Below are 18774 nucleotides of genomic sequence, written 5' to 3' on the forward strand. Positions count from 1 at the left end.
TTTCAGCTCCGTCTACTCGATGTGAATTGGCCGGCTACGACGTCTTCGAAGGCCAGCTGGGCGGCATCGACGCTGCGATCCAGACTGAACTCGTCTTCCACGCGGGCACGCCCCGCCCGGCCCATGCGACGGGCTGCAGGCGGATTCGTCAACACATCCAGCAGCCGGGCCGCCAGTAGCCGCGGATCCCTCGGTGGTACCAGGTAGCCGGTTTCGCCGTCGTCGATCATCTCGGGTATGCCGCCGACAGCCGTGCAGACCGCGGGCCGGGCGGCCGCCATGGCTTCGAGCAGCGCGATCGAGAAGCACTCGACCGTCACCGAGCTCAGTGTGAAGACATCGATCGCCCTGAGCAGGCGTGCGACATCGCGGCGCACGCCCGTGAAGTGGACATTCGGCGTGAGTTGCAGCTCTGCGCTGAGCGCTTCGAGTTCGGCGCGGCACGCACCGTCGCCGATGACGAGGAACCGCGCCGTCGGCACCTGGTCGACCACGATGCGCGCCGCGCGCAGCAAGGTGGCGTGATCCTTGATCGGACTGAGTTCGGCCACGATCCCGACCACGGGATCTCCTTCTTCCCAGCCGAACTCACGCAGCGCACCGCGGTCCGTGCCGGCATCGAACAACGCCGGGTCCACGCCATTGCGGATGATGCGGATTGACTCGGCGGGGTAGCCGAGTTCTTCGGACATGTAACGACGCTGCGCTTCGGCCACTCCGAAGTACGCGCTTGTCCACCGCGTCAATGCCCGGTCGATGACGGTTCGCACAGTGCCACGCGGCTCGGGATCACCGATATTGTGCACCCACATGATCGTGTGCTCGATACCCGCGGCGCGGGCGGCGATGCGGCCCAAGGTTTCTGCGTTGTACCCCCGGACCACCACGACATGCGGCCGGTCCTGCCGCAGCAGCGACAGGAGTCCGCGCAGCGCGGCGATCATCTGCCACTTGCCGCCCAGATGCAGAGCGCGCGCAGTGATCCCGGCTGCCGGGAGGTCGGCGAAGAGCCCGCCTTCCGCACCGATGCAGACGACCGACGGTGTGAACCGCTCCGGGTCCATCCGCGGGAGCAGCGTGGTCACATGCCGTTCGGCGCCACCCACCGACAGATTCGGCACGATGAACAGCACCTTGATCGCACGCCCATTCATCGGACCACCTCGAGCTGGCGGTCCCGCACGGTCTGGGCGTCGCCGTTGGGCACCGAGGCGGTGTTGTGCCGGTCGGACCAGCCGACGGCAACGCCGAGGAGCAGGAAGATGGTGGCCGTGGAGAAGTCGAAGTACCGCAGGTCCACCGTGATCCCGGCGCACAGCATGATGGCCAGTGCCATCATCGCAATGACCACCAAGGGCTTACCGCACAGCTCCTGGTCCGGCAGCGTCCGGTAGGCCTGCCACAGTCGGTGTGCGATGAGCGCCAACACCGCGATCCATGCCGTCAACCCGATGATGCCCAGCTCGGCCAGGATGGCCAGTTCGTTCTGATGCGATACCTCGCCGAAGCCGCTGGCCCACGGAACGTCCGAGGCCCACTGCTGGTGGTGGATTGTATTGACGGACTGGAACCGGCCGATTCCCCATCCCTCGATCGGTCTCTGTGCGAAGGCCCACAGCGCGGTCTGCATATCGTTGAGCCGGGACTCCAGCTCGACATCGGAGGCGACACCACCTGCGGTGCGATCGGCACTGGTGAACGTCGACCAGTTCACCGCGACCGTCGCCCCCAACATCACCAGGATCGCGACGAAGCCCTTGCGGTATCCCTTGGCCAGGGCTGCACCGATGATGAGCACTGCCACGCCGGCCAGCCAGACCGCCCGGGTGTGAGTGAGGTACAGCCCGCAACCGCTGGCCACCGCGACGGCAAGCGCCGCGCACCGCTGCCATCCCGGGTCGGAGCGCCGACTGAGCAGTACCATCGCGATCGCGAATCCCAGCGCGAGGACCATGCCGTTGACGACCGGTTGGTTGAAGACGCCGACCGCCCGGCCGGCCCAGCTCGGCCTGATCTCGGTCACGATATAGCGGGGCCAGACCAGGTCGGACAACCCCACGGCCGGCATGATGCTGACCGCCGCCGAGTAGGTCGCCGTCCCCAGCACCGCCCACAGCACGGCCCGCACCGCCGAGGTGCTGTCGACAACGTAGCGCCCTATCACATAGAGCGCGAACGGGATCCCCACCGCGATTACGATGAACCGCGGTATCGGCAGATCTACGCCCAAAAGTGGATCACCAGCGGGGTACTCGTGTGCGGCGAGCATCGAGTAGACGTTGCACGCCAGGTATGCGGCCATCGCCCACTCGATCGGCCCGAGGCCACGCACTCGACCGGGTGTCCGATCCATCCACAGCACGGTCGCGGCCACCAGTGCGGCGAAGACCAAGAGGAACAGCTCGACAGGCAGGGCGATCTCGGATCGGATCGGAAGCCGCATGAACATCGTCACCAGCAGCAGGATGGCGGCGAAGACCGGACTGATCAGGACGCACAGCCCGACGGCCAACGCTGCGATGCCGGCCGCCAGCAGAAAGCCGGACTTCGAGCCGACGAGCAGCACCGCCGCCATGGCCGCGACGATCCCGAACCAGAGCGCAGCCTTCATTCGGACCGCCAGGTGATCATCGGCGCCCGGCCCGCGCTCGTCGGGTCGGCCGACTCGTCGGCACCTGCCCGGCGCCAGAACGAGCGCGCAGGGGCGGTGCGCTCCCTCCCCTCGATCAGGACCAGGCCCAGCAGCGCCGCCCGCGCGTCGGCCAGAGCATCCACCGCGGTCGTGACGTCGGCCACCCGCGAGGACTGCCTGCCGACGATCACCATGGTGAAATCAGCCACGGCGCAGATTGATTGCGCATCGATGGTCTCCGCGATCGAAGGAGCCGCGACGACGATGGTGTCGGCGTCGGCACGAAGCTCGTCGAACACCGCCGAGATCCGGTCGCGGCTCATCAGCGAGTAGCGATCGGCCACCACCGGGCCGGCACCCAGCACTCTCAGCGAGTCGACCGCGCCGTCTTTGAGCATGCTGTTGGCCAGCGCGCTGTTGACCAGTGCGTCGTTGAATCCGGCGCCATGGGCGTGCTGTGATGCATCGTTGTCGGCGTAGACCAGGACGGTCCGGTGTCCCTGTTGCGCCGACAATCTGGCCAGCGACTCCGCGAGATCGCGCGCTCCGCGGGCGCCCCTGGCATCCGTCAGGGCAATGACCATCGATTTGGACAGATCCTGGAGGCTGACGATGTTGGCCAGGGTGCGTAAGCGGTCCTCGCGCAACCTGTTCAGCTCGATCGAGCCACCGTCGGGCACCTCGGTCAACGGCTGCATACCCGTCTTGGCCATCAGGTCGCTCGAGTTCGTGAGCCGGGTAGACGTGGCGGCCAGTCCGATGGACGCGAGCACACCGAGCAGCAACCCGCCGACTGCCCGCAACGCGATTTCGAACATCGCATTTGGCGCGATCATGGTCACGCCCGCCTGCAGCTGGAGATCCTGGAGTTGATTGGTCGAGTCGGACCGCAGGCTGTCGAGCTTCTGCTGTACCACGGGCGCCAGCGGATTGATCATGCCGTCCGGGCCCGGCTTGCTGAGGAGCACATCGAGCTGTTTCTGGGTGTTCTTGATCGCCTTGTCATAGCCCGTCTTGCGGACCGAGTTGATGTCGTCACGAAACGCCTCGGCCATGTTGGCCGCAGTTCGCTGGGCCACCTGGGGATCTGTGGCCGTGGCCTCGACGACGAGAATGGGGCTGGCGGCCACCGTCCGGCCGGTGAAGGTGACGTCGTCCGGGATGTTCCGGTTGGCCCGCAACCGGGTGATCATCTCGGGCTCGTTGAAAAGGCTGGCGTACCCGACGGCCATCGTCGCATCGTCGACCGGGTTGCGCCCCGGTGAGGACAGCACGAGGGTCGACGTACCCACATACGTCGGCTTGGCGACCAGCAGTGCAGGCACCGCGGTCAGCATGGCCGCTCCGGCCACCAGGACCACCACCCACCACCGCTGCCGGATCTGCTCGATGCGGCGTCTCACCATGGGATTCATCAGGCATCCATCAGCAGTGCCGGCTCGGGATCCAGTGTGGTGCGCAACCACCGCATGGTGCGCTCGATCCCTTCGGCGAGATCGACGGCGGGCTCCCATCCGAGTTCGTTCCTTGCTTGCGTTGCGTCCAGGGCGATCTCGTGGAGCTCACCGGTCCTGGACGCGGCGAAGCACGGCGGAGCTGGGTCATCGAGAACCGCGGCGATGGCGCGGTGCACCTCGGCGACGCTGGCCTGTTGTCCCGTTCCGATGTTGTAGGTACCCACGGTCGACAAGGGGGCACGACCGGCACGCACGAATGCGTCCACCACATCGTCGACGTAGACATAGTCGCGGGTGGCGGTGCCGTCGCCGTAGACGGTGACGGGTTTCCCGCTGATCATCCTGCTGCCGAAGACGGCGATCACGCCGGCTTCACCGAATGGGTTCTGGCGTGGTCCATACACATTGGACAGACCCAGGCAGATCGGCGCGATACCGTACATGCTCGCGTAGGCGCGGATGTACATTTCGCCGGCAACCTTGGCGACTGCATACGGGGACAGCGGGTTCAGCGGGGCTGATTCGGCGACCGGCAGGCTGGTCGGCGCACCGTACCGGGACCCCCCCGAGGCGGCGTAGACCAGCCTCCGCACACCCGCGCGCCGAGTGGCCTCCAGAAGGTTGATCGTGCCGAGCACATTTGCACGGGCGTCGAATTGCGGGTCCGTCACCGATGCGCGGAGGTCGACCTGCGCGGCAAGATGGCAGACGACGTCGGGGTTGGCGCCGTCGACGATGCCGGCCAGCTCGGTAGCCTGGATGTCGGCCTTCAAGAAGGTGAACTTGCCCGGGCGAATCCTGTTGTAGCGCAGGGCCTGGTCGAGGTTGGCCGGGACGCCGGTGCTGAGATTGTCGATCCCGATCACTTCGTCACCTTCGGCCAGGAGCCGGTCCACCAGGGTGGAGCCGATGAATCCGCACGCGCCGGTCACCAGATATCGCATGATCTACTCCTATTCGACGGAACTGTGGTTGAGGTCTGCGCCACTCGCGTGGCTGGATACGAGCACGCCGGCCGCCGCGTCCCCGGGTCCGGTTCGGTGCACCAATTCGGCGGCGACACGGTGGCCGGACCTGATGGCACCCTCCATCAGCCCGAAGAATTCGATGCTGGTTTCGGTGCCGGCCCAGTGCACGCGGCCGTGCGGGGTGGTCAGGGTGGGCCCGAGCCGCAGCCAATCTCCGGGGCCGAACAGCGCGGCATAGCAGCCTCTGCTGTACTTCGCGGTGAGCCAGTCCGTCACCGTGCACCGGTCCGGCGGTGGCAGTTGCGGGAACAGCCGTCCCACGTGGGCCAGCACGGCATCCTGTTGCTCGCGATCCGACAGCGCCGAGAACGTCGATGCCTCGGAACCGGTGACGAATCCTGTGAGCACCCCGGCCGATTCGTCGGACGGAGAGTCATCGACGGTCGACAGCAGTGGCCCGTGCGAACTCACCGACCATCCGGACAGACCCTGCTCGCGCCAGATCGGAGCCGGATAGCCCAGGTGTACCTTGACCGCACATCCGGGGCCGGTGGACGCCGTGGCCCGAGGGCTGCGCAGGCCGGGCCGGAAGGTAATGCGCTGCGCGAGCGCCGGTGGCAGCGCGACGATGACCCGGTCGGCCCGATACCTCGGTCGTGTGCCATCGGCTCCCGGTGCACACTGCACCTCCACCTCCGCGGAGGTCTGATCGATAGCACAGACACTCTGTCCCAACCGAACCCGGTCTCCGAGCTGATCGGCCAGTGAAAGGCACAGCAGGTGTGCACCCCCGTCGATCCGCCACTGCTGGGCCCCACCCTCGAACGCGTTGAGATAGCGGATGCCACCGCCGGAGCGCAGGTAGAAGGCCATGTGCAGCACGGAGATCGCGGCAGGATCGGCCGCCATCATCTCGCCGATGAAGAGCGGGAAGAAGGTCTTCACATCCGGATTGTCGATCTCGTCGGCCAGCCAGCGCGCGGCGGTCAGCCGGTCGAGCTCTTCGGCTCGGGGACTCAGCCACGGCTTGTCCGGCCGGATCTCCGCGACGAGTTCCTCCAGCCGGTCGAACAGGTCGCCGAGTGCCACTGCGTCCAGCGGTGGCACTCGGCTCGCAGTGGTCGTCCGACGGTCCGACAGCAGGAAAGTGCTGTCCCCCGTCATCCCTGTGGAGACCACATTCAGACCCTGTTCCCGCATCCGAGCAAGCAATTCGGTATGCCGGATTCCCAGGTAGGCGGCGCCGCCGTCGGCGACCACACCGTCAGCGATGTCGACGCCGCGTACCCGGCCTCCCACCCGGTCATCCGCCTCCAGCACGGTGACATCGGCGCCCGCCGCCACCAGGTCGGCGGCGGCGGCGAGCCCCGCAAGGCCGGCCCCGACAACCACGACACGCATGCTCTCCCCGTTCATCGCACCGCTGCCGTGAGCTTGGCGAACAACCCGTCGGGCGAGGGGTTTTCGATGAAGTCATCCCACGACAACTCCGTGCCGAAGTCCCGTGCGATCGCGCTGAGCACCCGGGTGGCCAACAGGGAGTCGCCGCCTAGCTCGAAGAAGTCGGAGTGCGGAGCCACCTCCACCGGACCGAGTACCCGCCGGAAGATCTGGATGATGTGACCGGCGCTCATCGGCCCGAGCCTCTGGTGTCCTGCTCGGTGGCGGCGCGCTGGGTCGCCGCCCGGTCGACTTTTCCGCTGGCCGTGTAGCTCAGCTCACGCACGAAGATCAGCTTGCTGGGCACGAACTGGCTGGGCAGCAGACCCCGGAGATGGCGCTTCAGCTCGCCCGGAGTCACCGCACCGACCGGCACGACGTAGGCCGCCAGTGTCGTGCGGCCGAGTGACCGTTCGCCGATCACGACGGCGCCCCGCACCGCCGGATGCGCACTCAGATGCGTTTCAACCTCGGCCGGATGGACCCGTACCCCGAGAACTTTCACCTGTTCGTCGGCGCGACCGCGCGGGTAGAGCAGACCGTTCTCGTCGCGGGTGACGATATCGCCGGTACGGAACCAGCGCACCGGACCGCCGCCGTGATCGATCATCGGGAATTCCGCCGCGGTGCGTTCCGGCAACCCCAGGTAGCCGTCGGCCAGCGCGGGCCCCGACACCAGAAGCTCGCCCTCGTCGGTGACGTGATCGCGCACATGGTGGAGTGCACGACCGAGTGGAGACTCCGCCTTGCCGTCGGAGACGGCAGGTTCGGTGCCGGGCCCGCTCAGCTGCACCGCATGGGTCACCATTGTCGTCTCGGTGCATCCGTAGGTGTTGAGCAACCGGATGTGGCCGGTGGCGTGATCGCGCCACTGCGCCAATCGGGTTCGGTCGATCCGCTCGCCGCCGATCACCACCAGCCGCACGCTCTCGGGTAGCGCCACGTGTTCCTCGTGCAGGAAGAGCACCAGTTCGTGCCAGAACGCCGTCGGCAGATCGAGGACCGTCACCTCCCGCTCGGCCAGCATGCGGACGAACCGCGGGAACGAATGGGAGTGGGCCGCGTCGTCGAAGACCACTGTCGCACCTGCGGTCAGAGCCGGCAGGATCTCCTCCAGGCAGGTGTCCCAGCCCAGCGACGCGAACTGCAGGACGCGGTCACCGGGGCTGAGCGCGAACAGGTTCAGCAACGCGCGCACCGTCACCGCAAGGGCGCTGCGCGACACCACCACCGGCTTGGGCCGACCGGTCGAGCCCGACGTGCACAACACATACGCCGGATCCTCCGGCTGCCACCGTGGCGGGGCCGGTTCGGCCGCTCCCGCGCAATCGTCTGCTACGGGCGCCTCGTCCCAGGAGGTGAACACCCGGTCCAGCCCGATCACCTCGGCGAGCTGCTGTTGCCTGGCGACCGGAAGTCCCGAGTCGATCGGACAGAAAGCCGCCCCCGCTCCCAGGATGCCGAACAGTTCCTCGACCACCGCGGGCGAATGCGACACCATCGTCCCGATCAGCCGCGACGGCGCGTCCACAGCCGATCCGAGAGCGCGGTGGCGCAATGCGTGACGGCCGATGCTCTGCGCGAGCTCGCGATAGCTCACGTTGGTGCCGTTGTGCAGCAGAGCGGCATGGTCCGGTAGCGCTCGCACGATCGCAGCGAAGTCGTCCATGACGTCGTCAGCGCAGCCGACACTGGGCGAGAACGGATTTCGGTCGAGAAGGACTCCCGGCTCGCTCGCGTCCAACGCCGCAATATCGCTCATCTCTCGTGCTCCCATCTGAATGCTCACCGTGTGCCGATCGTTCGCAGTCACTCGACGGTGACCGATTTGGCAAGGTTCCTGGGCTTGTCCACATCGCGCCCGAGCGCGAGTGCCGTCGTACGGGCCAATACCTGCAGCGGTATGGTCGCTGCGATGGGTCCCCACGGCGCGACCGGTCCCAGGACGACCGGTACCGTGCTCCCCGCGGATCCGATCGTGATCACCCGGCCACCGCGAACCTCCACCTCGGCGATGTTGGCCGCCAGCTTGGGATCACCGTTGTCCACGACCACGACCGGAGTGCCGGTTTCGACCAAGGCCAGCGGTCCGTGCTTGAGCTCGCCCGCCGGGTAATGTTCGGCCCACCGATAGGTCAGCTCCTTGAGCTTCAAGGCGCCTTCGGCCGCGTAGGGCAGGCCGGCACCGCGCGCGATGAAGATGAAACCCGAAGCGGTGAGCACTTCTTCGACGACCGACGGTACGGCGCATTTGGCCACCGCACCGGCGGCAGCGAGCTGCTCCGGTAGCCGTCGCAGGTCGTCGGCCAATCGTCCGGCCACCTCCGGCGACAGCCGGTTCATCGCCACCAGCGCCGAGAGCATCAGCGCTGAACCGGCGATGATCTGGCAGATGAACGTCTTGGTGGCGGCCACCCCGATCTCCGGACCGGCCGGGAATCCCACCACCGCGTCCGCATGCCGGGCCAGCGTGGAGTACGGGTTGTTGGTGAGGGCGAGCAGCGTCGAATCGCCCATGCCCGACGTGTCGATCGCTCGGAGCACGTCGGCGGTCTCGCCGGACTGGCTCAGCGCCAGGCACAGCTGCCCGGGCTCCGGGACATCGGTGGCGGCCTCGCTCGCCACGGTGGCGGTCACCGGGATCCTGCCGAGTCCGCGCGCCAGGTTCGCGATGACACTTCCGGCGTTCAGCGACGTGCCGCAGCCGAGCACGCGCAGACGCTCGAAAGGCGGTAGCCCTAGCTGGTTCCATGCCTCGCCGGTCGTGATCCCTTCGGCGAGTTGATCGATCACCCGGGCCGCCGCTTCCGGCTGCTCGTCGATCTCTTTGGCCATGTAGTCCGTGTAGGCACCCAGTTCGGCATCACTGCTCCGGCATTGATGCCGAGTGAGCGCCGGCGGCGCCACGCTGACGCCGCCGCGGTGCCACCTGTCACGGCTGGTCAGTTCCACGACATCGCCCGAGCCCAGCGCCCGGAATTCATCGGTCCAGTCGGCGATCGCCGTGATATCACTGGCGGCGAAATCACCATGGCTGGTGTGCGCCAACAACAATGGAGAGTCCAGGGACGCAACCACGATTCGGCTCGTCTGCTGCTCCAGCACTGCGAGCGCCCACGATCCGCGGGCCCTGCTCAGCGCATTCTGCACTGCGTGCAGGATGTCCTCGCAGCGCCGGCGCTCGTCCTCGATCAGGTGCACGAGGACCTCGCTGTCGACCGTGGTGGCAAATCGGTGTCCGGCGGCCATGAGTTCGGCACGCAGTTCGACTGCGTTCACGATAATTCCGTTGTGCACCAGGTTCAGCTGGCCGGTGCAATCGGTATGTGGGTGCGCGTTCTTTTCGGTCACCGCACCATGGGTCGCCCAACGCGTATGCCCGATCCCCATGCCGTCGAATTTGGCACCGGACCACCCGTCCAGCAGATTCTCCAAGGTACCGATCCGCCCGGTGGTGCGCAGGCGGGCGATATCACCGGAGACCGTCCGCAGCGCCACCCCGACGGAGTCGTATCCGCGGTACTCGAGTCGGCGCAGCCCCACCCGTAGGTAGTCGACCGCCGGCCGGTCCGTCCGGCACGCGATGATGCCGCACATCAACGGTGCCCAAAATGTGGGCCCGTGAAAGGCATTGGCGCGAATTCGGATTCAGTCGGCTGCATCGTCATGTTGACCACCAGCGACCCTCCCGAATAGTCCTGAGTAAACCCCGAAGCACCACATCACTATCGGCGAACCGGAGCCATTGGTACATGGACCATCCGAGCGATTTTCGAACTGAACCTCCGCCCGGTTCCAGGACTAGTTCCCCGGGGGACCTTGGGGTCGAAGGATGGCGCGGGCACGTGCCGCCGCCTGGGCGCGCGTGCTCACGCCGAGCTTGGTCAGCAGGCTGTGGACGTGGTTCTTGACGGTATGAACGGCAATTCGGAGCTGCTCGGCGATGTCACGGTTGGTGAGGCCCATCTCCAGCATCCGCAAGATCTGGATCTCACGGGAAGTGAGGACCAGTTCCTTGGTTGCAGAACGGCCCTGTGACGCCAGCGAGGACAGTCTACGGAGCAGAATTGCCGATACTCTTGGCGAACACAGCGCCCCCCCGGCAGCAACCTTGTGTATCAACACAAGCAGGTCCTCGAGCGACTCACTGCGCAGGTGGTAGCCCGCCACACCAGCCTCGGCGTACGTAACGATCTCGGCTTCGTCGTCCTCGGACACGCCGAGAACCACAAGCCGCACATGCGGACTCAGCTTCATCGCCTGTCTGAGCAGCATCGCGCTGTCGCGTGTCCTGCTGTCCAGGAGAATAATTCGAGGCTGGGTGGTCGCGAAGCCCGCGATCAGCGATACCAGGTCCCACGCCACACCCGGGGATTCCGCTCCGTAGGACGCGAGTACCGCGACCAGGTAATCGCGGAACATGGCGCAGTCGTTGAGGATCAGGATCCGCAGGTCGCGCAGGAGGCCAGCGTCATCGGGGCCGGCCGGCTCTTCGCGCCGCCCCCCGACGGAATGCAGTTCGGTCGGGGGCCGGCCGTTGCCGGTCGACCACCCGTCATCCATTACGCCGGGATTCACGCGCTCACAGGTCCGGCTGGTCGATGGACCGGAGCTGCACCGTATGACATGCCTTCACTATCGGGGCAGGACAGCGATTGGTACATGGACCGATGGAGCGAAATTCGGACTGGATCACCAGATCCCCGAGGTTCCGGTTACAAGGAGTTCTCTGCGGGCAAGATGGTGCGCGCCAAGGCCGCCGCCTGTGCCCGCGAGGTGACCCCGAGCTTGGTCAAGAGGCTGTGTACGTGGTTCTTGACCGTGTGGACCGCGATACAGAGCTGGTCTGCGATCTCCCGATTCGAAAGGCCCGCTTCCAGCATCCGCAGGATCTGAACCTCGCGGGTCGTCAGCACCAGGCCTTTGGCCGGCTGCCGCTGGGCGGCCAACGATGAGATCCGGTTCAGCAGGATCGCCGAAACTGCTGGCGAACAAAGGAATCCCCCCGCCCCAACCTTCTGGATCGCCATGATCAAGTCGTCGAGGGTCTCCGAACGCAGGTGATAACCCGCCACGCCCGCCTCTGCGCACCCGACGATCTCCGATTCGTCGTCGCCGGACACGCCCAGCACCACCACCCGGGAACTCGGGCTCAACTGCAGGGCCTGCCGCAACAGCATCGCGCTGTCCCGGGTTCGCATGTTCACCAGAATGACTGTCGGCGTGCTCATTTCGACGGCGGCCACCAGGGAGGCCCAGTCCCAGGCTACTCCTGGCGTCACCGACCCCTCTGAGGTGATCAAGGCGACAAGATAGTCGCGATACAGCTTGCAGTCATCGACGATCAAAATCCTTGCGCCGCAGAGCAAGCCGACTTCGTCGACACCTTCCCTGTGCCGCTCGACTCCTCTAAGCGAACTAGGTCGTCGGTGCAAATCGCCCAGAGGCCAGAACTGATGCGACTGGAGGGCGGACGCCACCTGGAATGGTTTGCTGCCCTCGTCAGAAGCAGTCACGATTCCCACCCTGTCCACATACCGGCGGTTCATATGCCTTCATCTTCGCCCCCCCTGCGTAGTGAATATGGCAAAACACGCACTTCGCTGTACTGTTACCCGCTCCTAATCCCAGAGTGATTCGCCGGGTTGTTGAGCGAGAGTGCTTACGGGCGCCTTCCGACAGTGCCCTCAATTGCCCGCTTCATCCAAGCCGCCGGCACTCGAGGCAGCCAGAGCTTGTCCCGAGCCGGCGCAACCAGGGTCCCGGGCTACGCAGCTATCGCCGACTGTAAGTTATGGCGGTGCGGTGTGCAACCCACTCTTCGATTTCAGCGAACTCGCATCTGGGCCCCTCAAGGCTTGGTGCTCCATGATTGGATTGTTTATATTGATGAGGCAAAAATATGTGGCGCCACTTGTTTCGAAGCATTTCTGATCGCGTTCGAGCATTCTCTCCCTTTCAGCAAATCTTTACCGGGCAATGTGGAAGATTCATTCGTTCGGTGACCTTGCGTATCGAGTCGACCCATGAGTAGCGGCTCGCATTCGAAAGACCCCGACGTCGCAGGTCCGCGGCGAGGCCGGTCTCCGAGTCGAGTCGGTCCAATTGCGCTGTCAACGTGTCAGGATCATGCGGGTCGAAGTAGAGCGCAGCATCTCGGCAAACTTCAGCATGAGCACCGGAATCCGTCGCTACCACTGGGCAGCCCAGCGCCTGGGCCTCGATTGCTGCGAGCGCTGAGCCCGCGTAGTTTGCAGTTAAGACGAGAGCCGAGCTGCGCTGGTAGAGCCAGATCAGTTCCGCATCCGTCACCTGTTCGGCATACACCACAGATTGATGCGGAGTGGGATCCGACCTTCGCATTCCGATGATCACCACCCGGCGACCAGAGTTCGCCATAGCCGCCGCCGCGGCACCGATGCTCTCGTGTGGCGACCCGCTGCCGATCACCAAGTAGTGGTCACCCCACACCGGTAGGTCGGGCCGAAGAGGTTCCACCTCGTTCAGCCAATCGGCGGCACCCTCGGCAACAATGAATCGGTTGATATCAACCTTGAGTACATCAGCGAGTTCATGTGCTGTGTAGATGGTCTCAGCGACCAGACCGTGGGCGGTCCTGGCGATCCACCGGTAGGCCAGCGAATGCAGCAACAAGTAGCGCCAGCTGAAGCCAGCCGGACGGCGGAACGGAACGGCGTCGTGCATGGTCACCACCTGCTTGCGCTTAAAGATCGGCGCTGTGCCCTCGAAGTTCAAAAGCACCTTGCCCGCCGTGACTGCGGGGAGATAGACCTGCTCGAAGCTTGTGCCGGAGAATCTGGATGTTCGGACCTCGATATTTTGGCAGTCGGGCCAACCGGAGACATTGTCATCCGCGTCGGCAGGAGCATGCAGAACCACATTGCACCAGCCTGTTGATGCTAGCGCGCGCAACATTCCAGCGGCGTAACGACCAGCCTCGGATCTGCCTTTTGCCATCCACTTTCCGTTCACATGAACGTCACGCCTCAAGGATGTTGATCTGGGAAGCCCGGTTTCGACGGACCAATCAACGGCGCCATGCTCATTCCGCCAGCGGGCCCTCCTTGATGCCGTAGCGTTTATCGAATCCATCGAGCCCCCTCACCGTGCACAAATCGCATATGAGATCACTATCGATCTGTCGACGAAGCCGGTATATAGATCTTCGGATCCAATTTTCCGCCGCCAGAGGATCCAATCCCTCAGGCCGCAAAGTCCACCGAGGGCGTAGTGAACGTTCAATGCAGGAGCAAATCACCCGAGTATCCGCACGGAAAGCAACTAAAAGTCCGACGGCTCAGGATCCATCGATTCCGTGCAGCTCACCCCCTTCGAGCGCACCGTCTGGATTGGCCCTTGCAGGACAAGCTCATTCCGCATCGCGCCTGAAATCCGCGGACCCTATGGGTCGTCCGGTCGATACGGAAATCCCGCGGTCTCAAACCGATCTCGGTCACCAAGGTCTGGAGCGGTCAATAAAGCTCGGACGCTACTTCCCACGACAAGGTTGCAAGGGTTCTTTGCACCCGTACAGGCATCTGTGGCGAACGAGCCTCAGGTCGACACAGACGCGGTGCCCGTCAGACCAGCCACGTTCGGACGCTCGCGTCCAATTAGGCAATGATTCGTACAAAGCGAGCCGTGGATCTACACGACGGGACCTGGCTCACGCGGTTCTACAGTTCACGGATTCGCTTATGGCAAAGACCGTTGCCGTCGAGCCGACTCGGCAATGCGTCATACGAAGACGCCGTCACCCGACCCGGCTTTCCAACAGTTACCGGCCTAGACCTGCCGGGACAGGTCCTCGCCGCCGGTGGTCGGCCGGGACGGGCCGTGCGGTCCGATCGGCGCCGGGCCCGCGGTCGATCCGCCGGTGCTCGGCCCGGCCGCGGCCGAGTCACGCGAATCCAGCTGGGCCTCACGCTGATCCTGCTGCTGCTCGCGGGCGTCCTGACCGGCCTGCCGGTCGTTCTGCTGCACTTCCCGCTCGTCCTGCTGCGCGTCACGCTGATTCTGTTGCGCCTCACGCTGTTCCGGTGTCGGCGCACCCGGTACACCGGGCGGCGCAGCGCCGGCGGGACCGCCGGGCTGCTGATTCTGCTGGGCGGCCTGAGTGCCCTGCTGGACGGCTCCCTGAGCAGCCTGCATCGCCTGCTGCATCAGTTGGCCGAAGCCACCTCCGCCACCGCCCTGGCCACCGCCTCCGCCGAGGCTGCTCGCCGCCTGCTGGGGCATCTGCGCGAGCTGTCCGAGCTGCCCGGTGAGCTGACCGAGCATGCCGCCCACCTGCCCCACGGACTGCCCGCCGGACTCATCCCCGGTGTTGTAGGCGGCCTGTGCTGCGCCGACCTTGCCGGAGAACGTGTTCTCCTTGGCCGCAAGCGTTGTCACGTTGGCCGTCATCGAGGCTTCCAGGGTGGGGAGCACCGCGGCGATCGTCATGCTCATGGCGTCCGCACCCGGCGGAATCACCGGCATCGGTGGCAGCTCCACCGATGCGGCGTTCCAGCTGATGCCTTCAGGTTTGCGTAACGGGCTGCTCATCGCGGCTCACCAATCGTCGTCGACATCGTCTTCGGCCAGGTCATAGTCCAGCGATTCGGGTAGCGCCAGACCGGTTTTGGTGCCACCGCTGGCGCCCCGCTGCCCCATCATCGGCGCGCCCATACCGCCCATCCCGCCGCCGGCGGCCACCGGCGCCAATCCGCCGACGGCCCCGGTCCCGGCGTTGGCGCCCGAGGGCGCCACCGATACCGGCGGGGTTCCGACCAGGCTCGCCATCAACGGCGACTGCGCCGACCCGCCGGCACCACCGGGCAGCGATGCCGCGCGCATCATCCCGGCACCGGCAGCGGCACCGCCGCCACCGGCCAGCGGGTGGTTCGAAAAGGCCGAGAACGGTGACACGCCAGCGGCACCCATGCCGCCGCCGCTGCCGCTGCCGCCACCGAGCATCGAGGTGAGCTGCTGCAACGGCTGCCCGACGGTCTGCATCAATTGCTGGGGAGCCTGGGTCACCTGGCCCATCGCCTGACCGAGCATCTGGGGTAGTTGTCCGACCAGACCGGCCAGCTGACCCATCATCTGCATGGCCTGGCCGGGATCGGCCTGGGAGATCTGCTGCGCGCCGACCGCGGGCGCGCCCGGCGACGGGGTGCTGGCCGGAGCGCCGATGGTGTTGGCCATCGACGATGCATTGGCCGTGACGGTCGCGGTGTTCTGCGACAGCCCCAGCATGATCCGGCTCTGCACCAGTTCCTGGGTGTTGCTGAACGGCATAGACTGGATCGCCATGCATTCGGCCTGAGTCTCCTGGGCGACGATGTTCGCCATCGTCTTGGTCTGGATGACCGCGGCCTCCATGGTGCGCAGCTTCGCCGCGATCGCCGCGGCCTGCGCGGCGTTGGCCTCATGCCCGCCGATGATGGTGCTGGCCTCGCCGGCCGCGGCCAGCGATGCGCCGCCCTCCCACTCGCCGGTCAACTTCGTCAACTGCCCCTGCTGTTGCGGCACGACGGTGCCGCCGATCTTCGCGGCCAGCGCCTCGTACTGCGCCGCGGCCGCGGCCAGCGCGTTCTCGTCGACGTTCGGCCAGGCCGGGCCGGTGACCGTCTGCCCCCCGTATGGGCTCACATCAGGCTGGATCCCCATGGCCTCGAGGTTACCGTGCCCCCGATAGCGTCGGCACAGTAAAATCAGCCCAGGATCAGGCCCGAGGTCGGCACCCCCGTACCGGCCGTGACCAGCACATGCTCGACATTGCCGACCTGGTTGACCGATGTCCCCCGCAGCTGGCGCACCCCTTCGGCGATGCCGTTCATCCCGTGGATGTAGGCCTCGCCGAGCTGACCGCCGTGAGTGTTGATGGGCAGCCGCCCGCCGATCTCGATGGCCCCACCGGCGATGAAGTCCTTGGCCTCACCCTTGCCGCAGAAGCCGAGCTCCTCGAGCTGGATGAGCGTGTACGGGGTGAAATGGTCATACAGGATCGCGGTCTGGATGTCCTCGGGCGACAACCCGCTCTGCTCCCACAGCTGGCGGCCGACCAGACCCATCTCGGGCAGTCCGAGCTCGTCGCGGTAGTACGAATACATGGTGAACTGGTCGGTCCCTGCGCCCTGGGCGGCGGCCTCGATGATCGCCGGCCGGTGCTTGAGGTCCTTCGCCCGCTCCGGGGTGGTGACCACGATGGCCACCCCGCCGTCACTCTCCTGGCAGCAGTCCAGCAGGCGCAGCGGCTCGGCGATCCACCGGGAATTCTGGTGATCCTCGATGGTGATCGGCTTGCCGTAGAAGAAGGCCTTGGGGTTGGTGGCGGCGTGCTTGCGGTCGGCAACCGACACCGCACCGAAATCGGCACTGGTGGCACCGTATTCGTGCATGTAGCGCTGGGCGATCATGGCCACCGATGCGGCCGGGGTGCTCAACCCGTGCGGGTATGACCAGCTGTACTCCACCCCGCGGGAATCGGCGTTGACGGTGAGCCCGCTCATCACCTGACCGAACCGGAACTCCGAGCGCTCGTTGAAGGCCCGGTAGGCCACCACGACCTCGGCGACACCGGTCGCGACGGCCAGCGCGGCCTGCTGCACCGTCGCCGCCGCGGCGCCACCGCCGTAACCGATCTGGCTGAAGAACTTGAGGTCACCGATCCCGGTCGAGCGGGCGACGGCGGTCTCCAGGTTGGAGTCCATGGTGAACGTGACCAGGCCGTCGACGTCCGACGGGGACAGCCCGGCGTCGTCGAGTGCATCCAGTACCGCCTCGGCGGCCAACCGCAGCTCGCTGCGGCCGGAGTTCTTGGAAAAGTCGGTGGCGCCGATACCGGCGATCGCCGCCTTTCCGGACAGACCGGCCTTACCGGAGAGCGTCATTTGTCCCCCAGGGTGAGCGTCGAGGTGGCGATGACGTGATTGCCGAGACTGTTGGCACCCACCACTTTCAGGGTCACCAGGTCACCGTCGATCTCGGTGACCTCACCGCTGAACGTGATGGTGTCATAGGCATACCAGGGCACCCCGAGGCGCAGTTTGATCGACCTGACCAACGCGTTCGGCCCGGCCCAGTCGGTGACGTAGCGCCCGACCAGCCCGGTATCGGTGAGGATGTTGACGAAGATGTCCTTGGATCCCTTGGCCTGCGCCTTGTCCCGATCGTGGTGGACATCCTGGTAGTCGCGGGTGGCGATGGCGGTGGAGACGATGAACGTCGGGTCACCGTAGATCTTCAGCTCTGGCAGCGTCGTGCCGACGCGCACATCGGACGCGGTGACGGTCATGCTTGCGGCTCCCATGCGTACAAGGTCCAGGCCGGACTGACCTCGCTGTCGGCGAAGTCGATATACGTTGCGCTGACCGGCATCCCGATCTTCACCTGCGCGGCGTCGACGCCGCGCAACTCACCGAGCATCCGGACACCCTCCTCGAGCTCGACGAGGGCGATGACGAAGGGCAGGGTGCGCCCGGGGACCTTCGGCGCGTGGTGCACGACGTAGCTGAACACCGTGCCCTTGCCGGAGGACACCACATAATCGGCAGGGTCGTCCTTGTCGGCCCACACCGCGGGCACCGGCGGGTGCTGCAGGGTGCCGTCCGGGCGGCGCTGGATCCGCAGTTCGTGTGCGTTGACACCATCCCAGAAGAATTTGGTGTCGCGCGAGGACGACGGCCGCATCAGCTTGTCGGGATCGAGATCCTCGGGAATCGCCGTTGTCTCGGCCTTGGCGGCGTTGGCCGCCGGCAGGAACTTCATGATGCGCCAGTCCATATCGGCCACTTCTTCGTCGCCGACGTGCCAGCGGATCTTCTGGTTGATGAAGTAGCCCTCGCCGAGGGCGGTCTGCTTGGGTCCGACGATGCCGACGATCTCCGCACTCATCACGACCTGCTCACCGGGCTGCAGGTAACGGTGATAGGTCTGATCGCAGTTGGTGGCGACCACGCCGACGTATCCCGCGTCGTCGAACATCTTCATCGCCCGGCCCAAAGGATCGTCGTCGGAGCGCGTGCGCCCGAGCCCCATCATGGTCCACACCTGGATCATCGCCGGCGGCGCCACAACACCGGGATGTCCCGCGGCCCTCGCGGCGTCGTCATCGACGTAGATCGGGTTCGTGTCACCGATCGCGTCGACCCAATGGTGGATCATCGGCTGGTTCACCGGATCTCGGGCCACGGTCGGTTGGCTCGTGCCACCTGCCAGGATCTGCTCGATGCCGGCACGGAGTTCGCTCACCTGCACCCTCTCCGTCGAA

16 protein-coding genes are annotated in these 18774 nt (G+C 65.9%); all 16 read right to left on the bottom strand.

Features of this window, described 5'->3' with window-relative positions:
- Positions 1-2 precede the first annotated feature (2 nt).
- Positions 3-1106 (bottom strand): glycosyltransferase, encoded by a 1104-nt coding sequence (locus BST17_RS12650; protein WP_234807662.1) that lies wholly within the window; start codon positions 1104-1106, stop codon positions 3-5.
- A 44-nt stretch (positions 1107-1150) separates the two neighbouring features.
- On the bottom strand, positions 1151-2611 hold the full coding sequence (locus BST17_RS12655) for an O-antigen ligase family protein (RefSeq protein WP_083058354.1): 1461 nt from the start codon (positions 2609-2611) through the stop codon (positions 1151-1153).
- Positions 2608-4047, bottom strand: coding sequence for a P-loop NTPase family protein (locus tag BST17_RS12660; RefSeq protein WP_083058356.1), 1440 nt, complete (start codon positions 4045-4047; stop codon positions 2608-2610). Before BST17_RS12660 ends, BST17_RS12655 begins: the two co-directional genes overlap by 4 nt.
- On the bottom strand, positions 4047-5033 hold the full coding sequence (locus tag BST17_RS12665) for an NAD-dependent epimerase/dehydratase family protein (protein ID WP_083058357.1): 987 nt from the start codon (positions 5031-5033) through the stop codon (positions 4047-4049). The genes BST17_RS12660 and BST17_RS12665 overlap by 1 nt, the downstream gene beginning before the upstream one ends.
- 9 nt (positions 5034-5042) lie before the next feature.
- Positions 5043-6458 carry a flavin monoamine oxidase family protein gene (locus tag BST17_RS12670; RefSeq protein ID WP_234807663.1) on the bottom strand — a complete coding sequence of 472 codons (1416 nt, stop codon included), beginning with the start codon at positions 6456-6458 and terminating at the stop codon, positions 5043-5045.
- Positions 6459-6469: 11 nt separating this feature from the next.
- On the bottom strand, positions 6470-6691 hold the full coding sequence (locus BST17_RS12675) for an acyl carrier protein (RefSeq protein ID WP_083058361.1): 222 nt from the start codon (positions 6689-6691) through the stop codon (positions 6470-6472).
- A complete protein-coding gene (locus tag BST17_RS12680) occupies positions 6688-8259 on the bottom strand; it encodes an AMP-binding protein (protein ID WP_234807664.1) in 1572 nt (523 codons plus the stop codon). Before BST17_RS12680 ends, BST17_RS12675 begins: the two co-directional genes overlap by 4 nt.
- A 47-nt stretch (positions 8260-8306) precedes the next feature.
- Positions 8307-10094, bottom strand: coding sequence for a glutamine--fructose-6-phosphate transaminase (isomerizing) (glmS, locus tag BST17_RS12685; RefSeq protein WP_083058364.1), 1788 nt, complete (start codon positions 10092-10094; stop codon positions 8307-8309).
- Positions 10095-10298: 204 nt separating this feature from the next.
- Positions 10299-11060: a LuxR C-terminal-related transcriptional regulator gene (locus tag BST17_RS12690; RefSeq protein ID WP_234807665.1), complete on the bottom strand. Its 762-nt coding sequence runs from the start codon at positions 11058-11060 to the stop codon at positions 10299-10301.
- A 152-nt stretch (positions 11061-11212) separates the two neighbouring features.
- Entirely contained in the window at positions 11213-12013 is an 801-nt protein-coding gene (locus BST17_RS12695) for a LuxR C-terminal-related transcriptional regulator (RefSeq protein WP_407937746.1), read from the bottom strand.
- 442 nt (positions 12014-12455) lie between these two features.
- Complete coding sequence (locus tag BST17_RS12700) at positions 12456-13397, bottom strand: glycosyltransferase (RefSeq protein ID WP_165762272.1); 942 nt, start codon at positions 13395-13397, stop codon at positions 12456-12458.
- A 906-nt stretch (positions 13398-14303) separates the two neighbouring features.
- Positions 14304-15065 carry a PE domain-containing protein gene (locus BST17_RS12705; protein ID WP_083058371.1) on the bottom strand — a complete coding sequence of 254 codons (762 nt, stop codon included), beginning with the start codon at positions 15063-15065 and terminating at the stop codon, positions 14304-14306.
- A gap of 6 nt (positions 15066-15071) precedes the next feature.
- The gene (locus BST17_RS12710) at positions 15072-16172 is read right to left on the bottom strand and encodes a hypothetical protein (RefSeq protein WP_083058372.1); all 1101 of its coding nucleotides are present in this window, start codon (positions 16170-16172) and stop codon (positions 15072-15074) included.
- 44 nt (positions 16173-16216) lie between these two features.
- Positions 16217-17395 (bottom strand): 17-hydroxy-3-oxo-4-pregnene-20-carboxyl-CoA lyase, encoded by a 1179-nt coding sequence (locus BST17_RS12715; RefSeq protein WP_083058374.1) that lies wholly within the window; start codon positions 17393-17395, stop codon positions 16217-16219.
- Positions 17392-17814 (bottom strand): MaoC family dehydratase, encoded by a 423-nt coding sequence (locus tag BST17_RS12720; RefSeq protein ID WP_083058375.1) that lies wholly within the window; start codon positions 17812-17814, stop codon positions 17392-17394. Before BST17_RS12720 ends, BST17_RS12715 begins: the two co-directional genes overlap by 4 nt.
- Complete coding sequence (locus tag BST17_RS12725; RefSeq protein ID WP_083058689.1) at positions 17796-18755, bottom strand: bifunctional MaoC family dehydratase N-terminal/OB-fold nucleic acid binding domain-containing protein; 960 nt, start codon at positions 18753-18755, stop codon at positions 17796-17798. Before BST17_RS12725 ends, BST17_RS12720 begins: the two co-directional genes overlap by 19 nt.
- Positions 18756-18774: the final 19 nt, after the last annotated feature.

Origin of the sequence: Mycolicibacterium bacteremicum, assembly GCF_002086115.1 — a bacterium.
GTDB lineage: Bacteria > Actinomycetota > Actinomycetes > Mycobacteriales > Mycobacteriaceae > Mycobacterium > Mycobacterium bacteremicum.

Bases quoted from the DNA above. Each gene is read 5' to 3' on its own strand.
- BST17_RS12710 (WP_083058372.1), bottom strand. From the start codon at position 16,172: ATGGGGATCCAGCCTGATGTGAGCCCATACGGGGGGCAGACGGTCACC.
- BST17_RS12675 (WP_083058361.1), bottom strand. From the start codon at position 6,691: ATGAGCGCCGGTCACATCATCCAGATCTTCCGGCGGGTACTCGGTCCG.
- BST17_RS12670 (WP_234807663.1), bottom strand. From the start codon at position 6,458: ATGCGTGTCGTGGTTGTCGGGGCCGGCCTTGCGGGGCTCGCCGCCGCC.
- BST17_RS12715 (WP_083058374.1), bottom strand. From the start codon at position 17,395: ATGACGCTCTCCGGTAAGGCCGGTCTGTCCGGAAAGGCGGCGATCGCC.
- BST17_RS12660 (WP_083058356.1), bottom strand. From the start codon at position 4,047: ATGAATCCCATGGTGAGACGCCGCATCGAGCAGATCCGGCAGCGGTGG.
- BST17_RS12705 (WP_083058371.1), bottom strand. From the start codon at position 15,065: ATGAGCAGCCCGTTACGCAAACCTGAAGGCATCAGCTGGAACGCCGCA.
- BST17_RS12680 (WP_234807664.1), bottom strand. From the start codon at position 8,259: ATGAGCGATATTGCGGCGTTGGACGCGAGCGAGCCGGGAGTCCTTCTC.
- BST17_RS12665 (WP_083058357.1), bottom strand. From the start codon at position 5,033: ATGCGATATCTGGTGACCGGCGCGTGCGGATTCATCGGCTCCACCCTG.
- BST17_RS12720 (WP_083058375.1), bottom strand. From the start codon at position 17,814: ATGGGAGCCGCAAGCATGACCGTCACCGCGTCCGATGTGCGCGTCGGC.
- BST17_RS12655 (WP_083058354.1), bottom strand. From the start codon at position 2,611: ATGAAGGCTGCGCTCTGGTTCGGGATCGTCGCGGCCATGGCGGCGGTG.
- BST17_RS12690 (WP_234807665.1), bottom strand. From the start codon at position 11,060: ATGGATGACGGGTGGTCGACCGGCAACGGCCGGCCCCCGACCGAACTG.
- glmS (WP_083058364.1), bottom strand. From the start codon at position 10,094: ATGTGCGGCATCATCGCGTGCCGGACGGACCGGCCGGCGGTCGACTAC.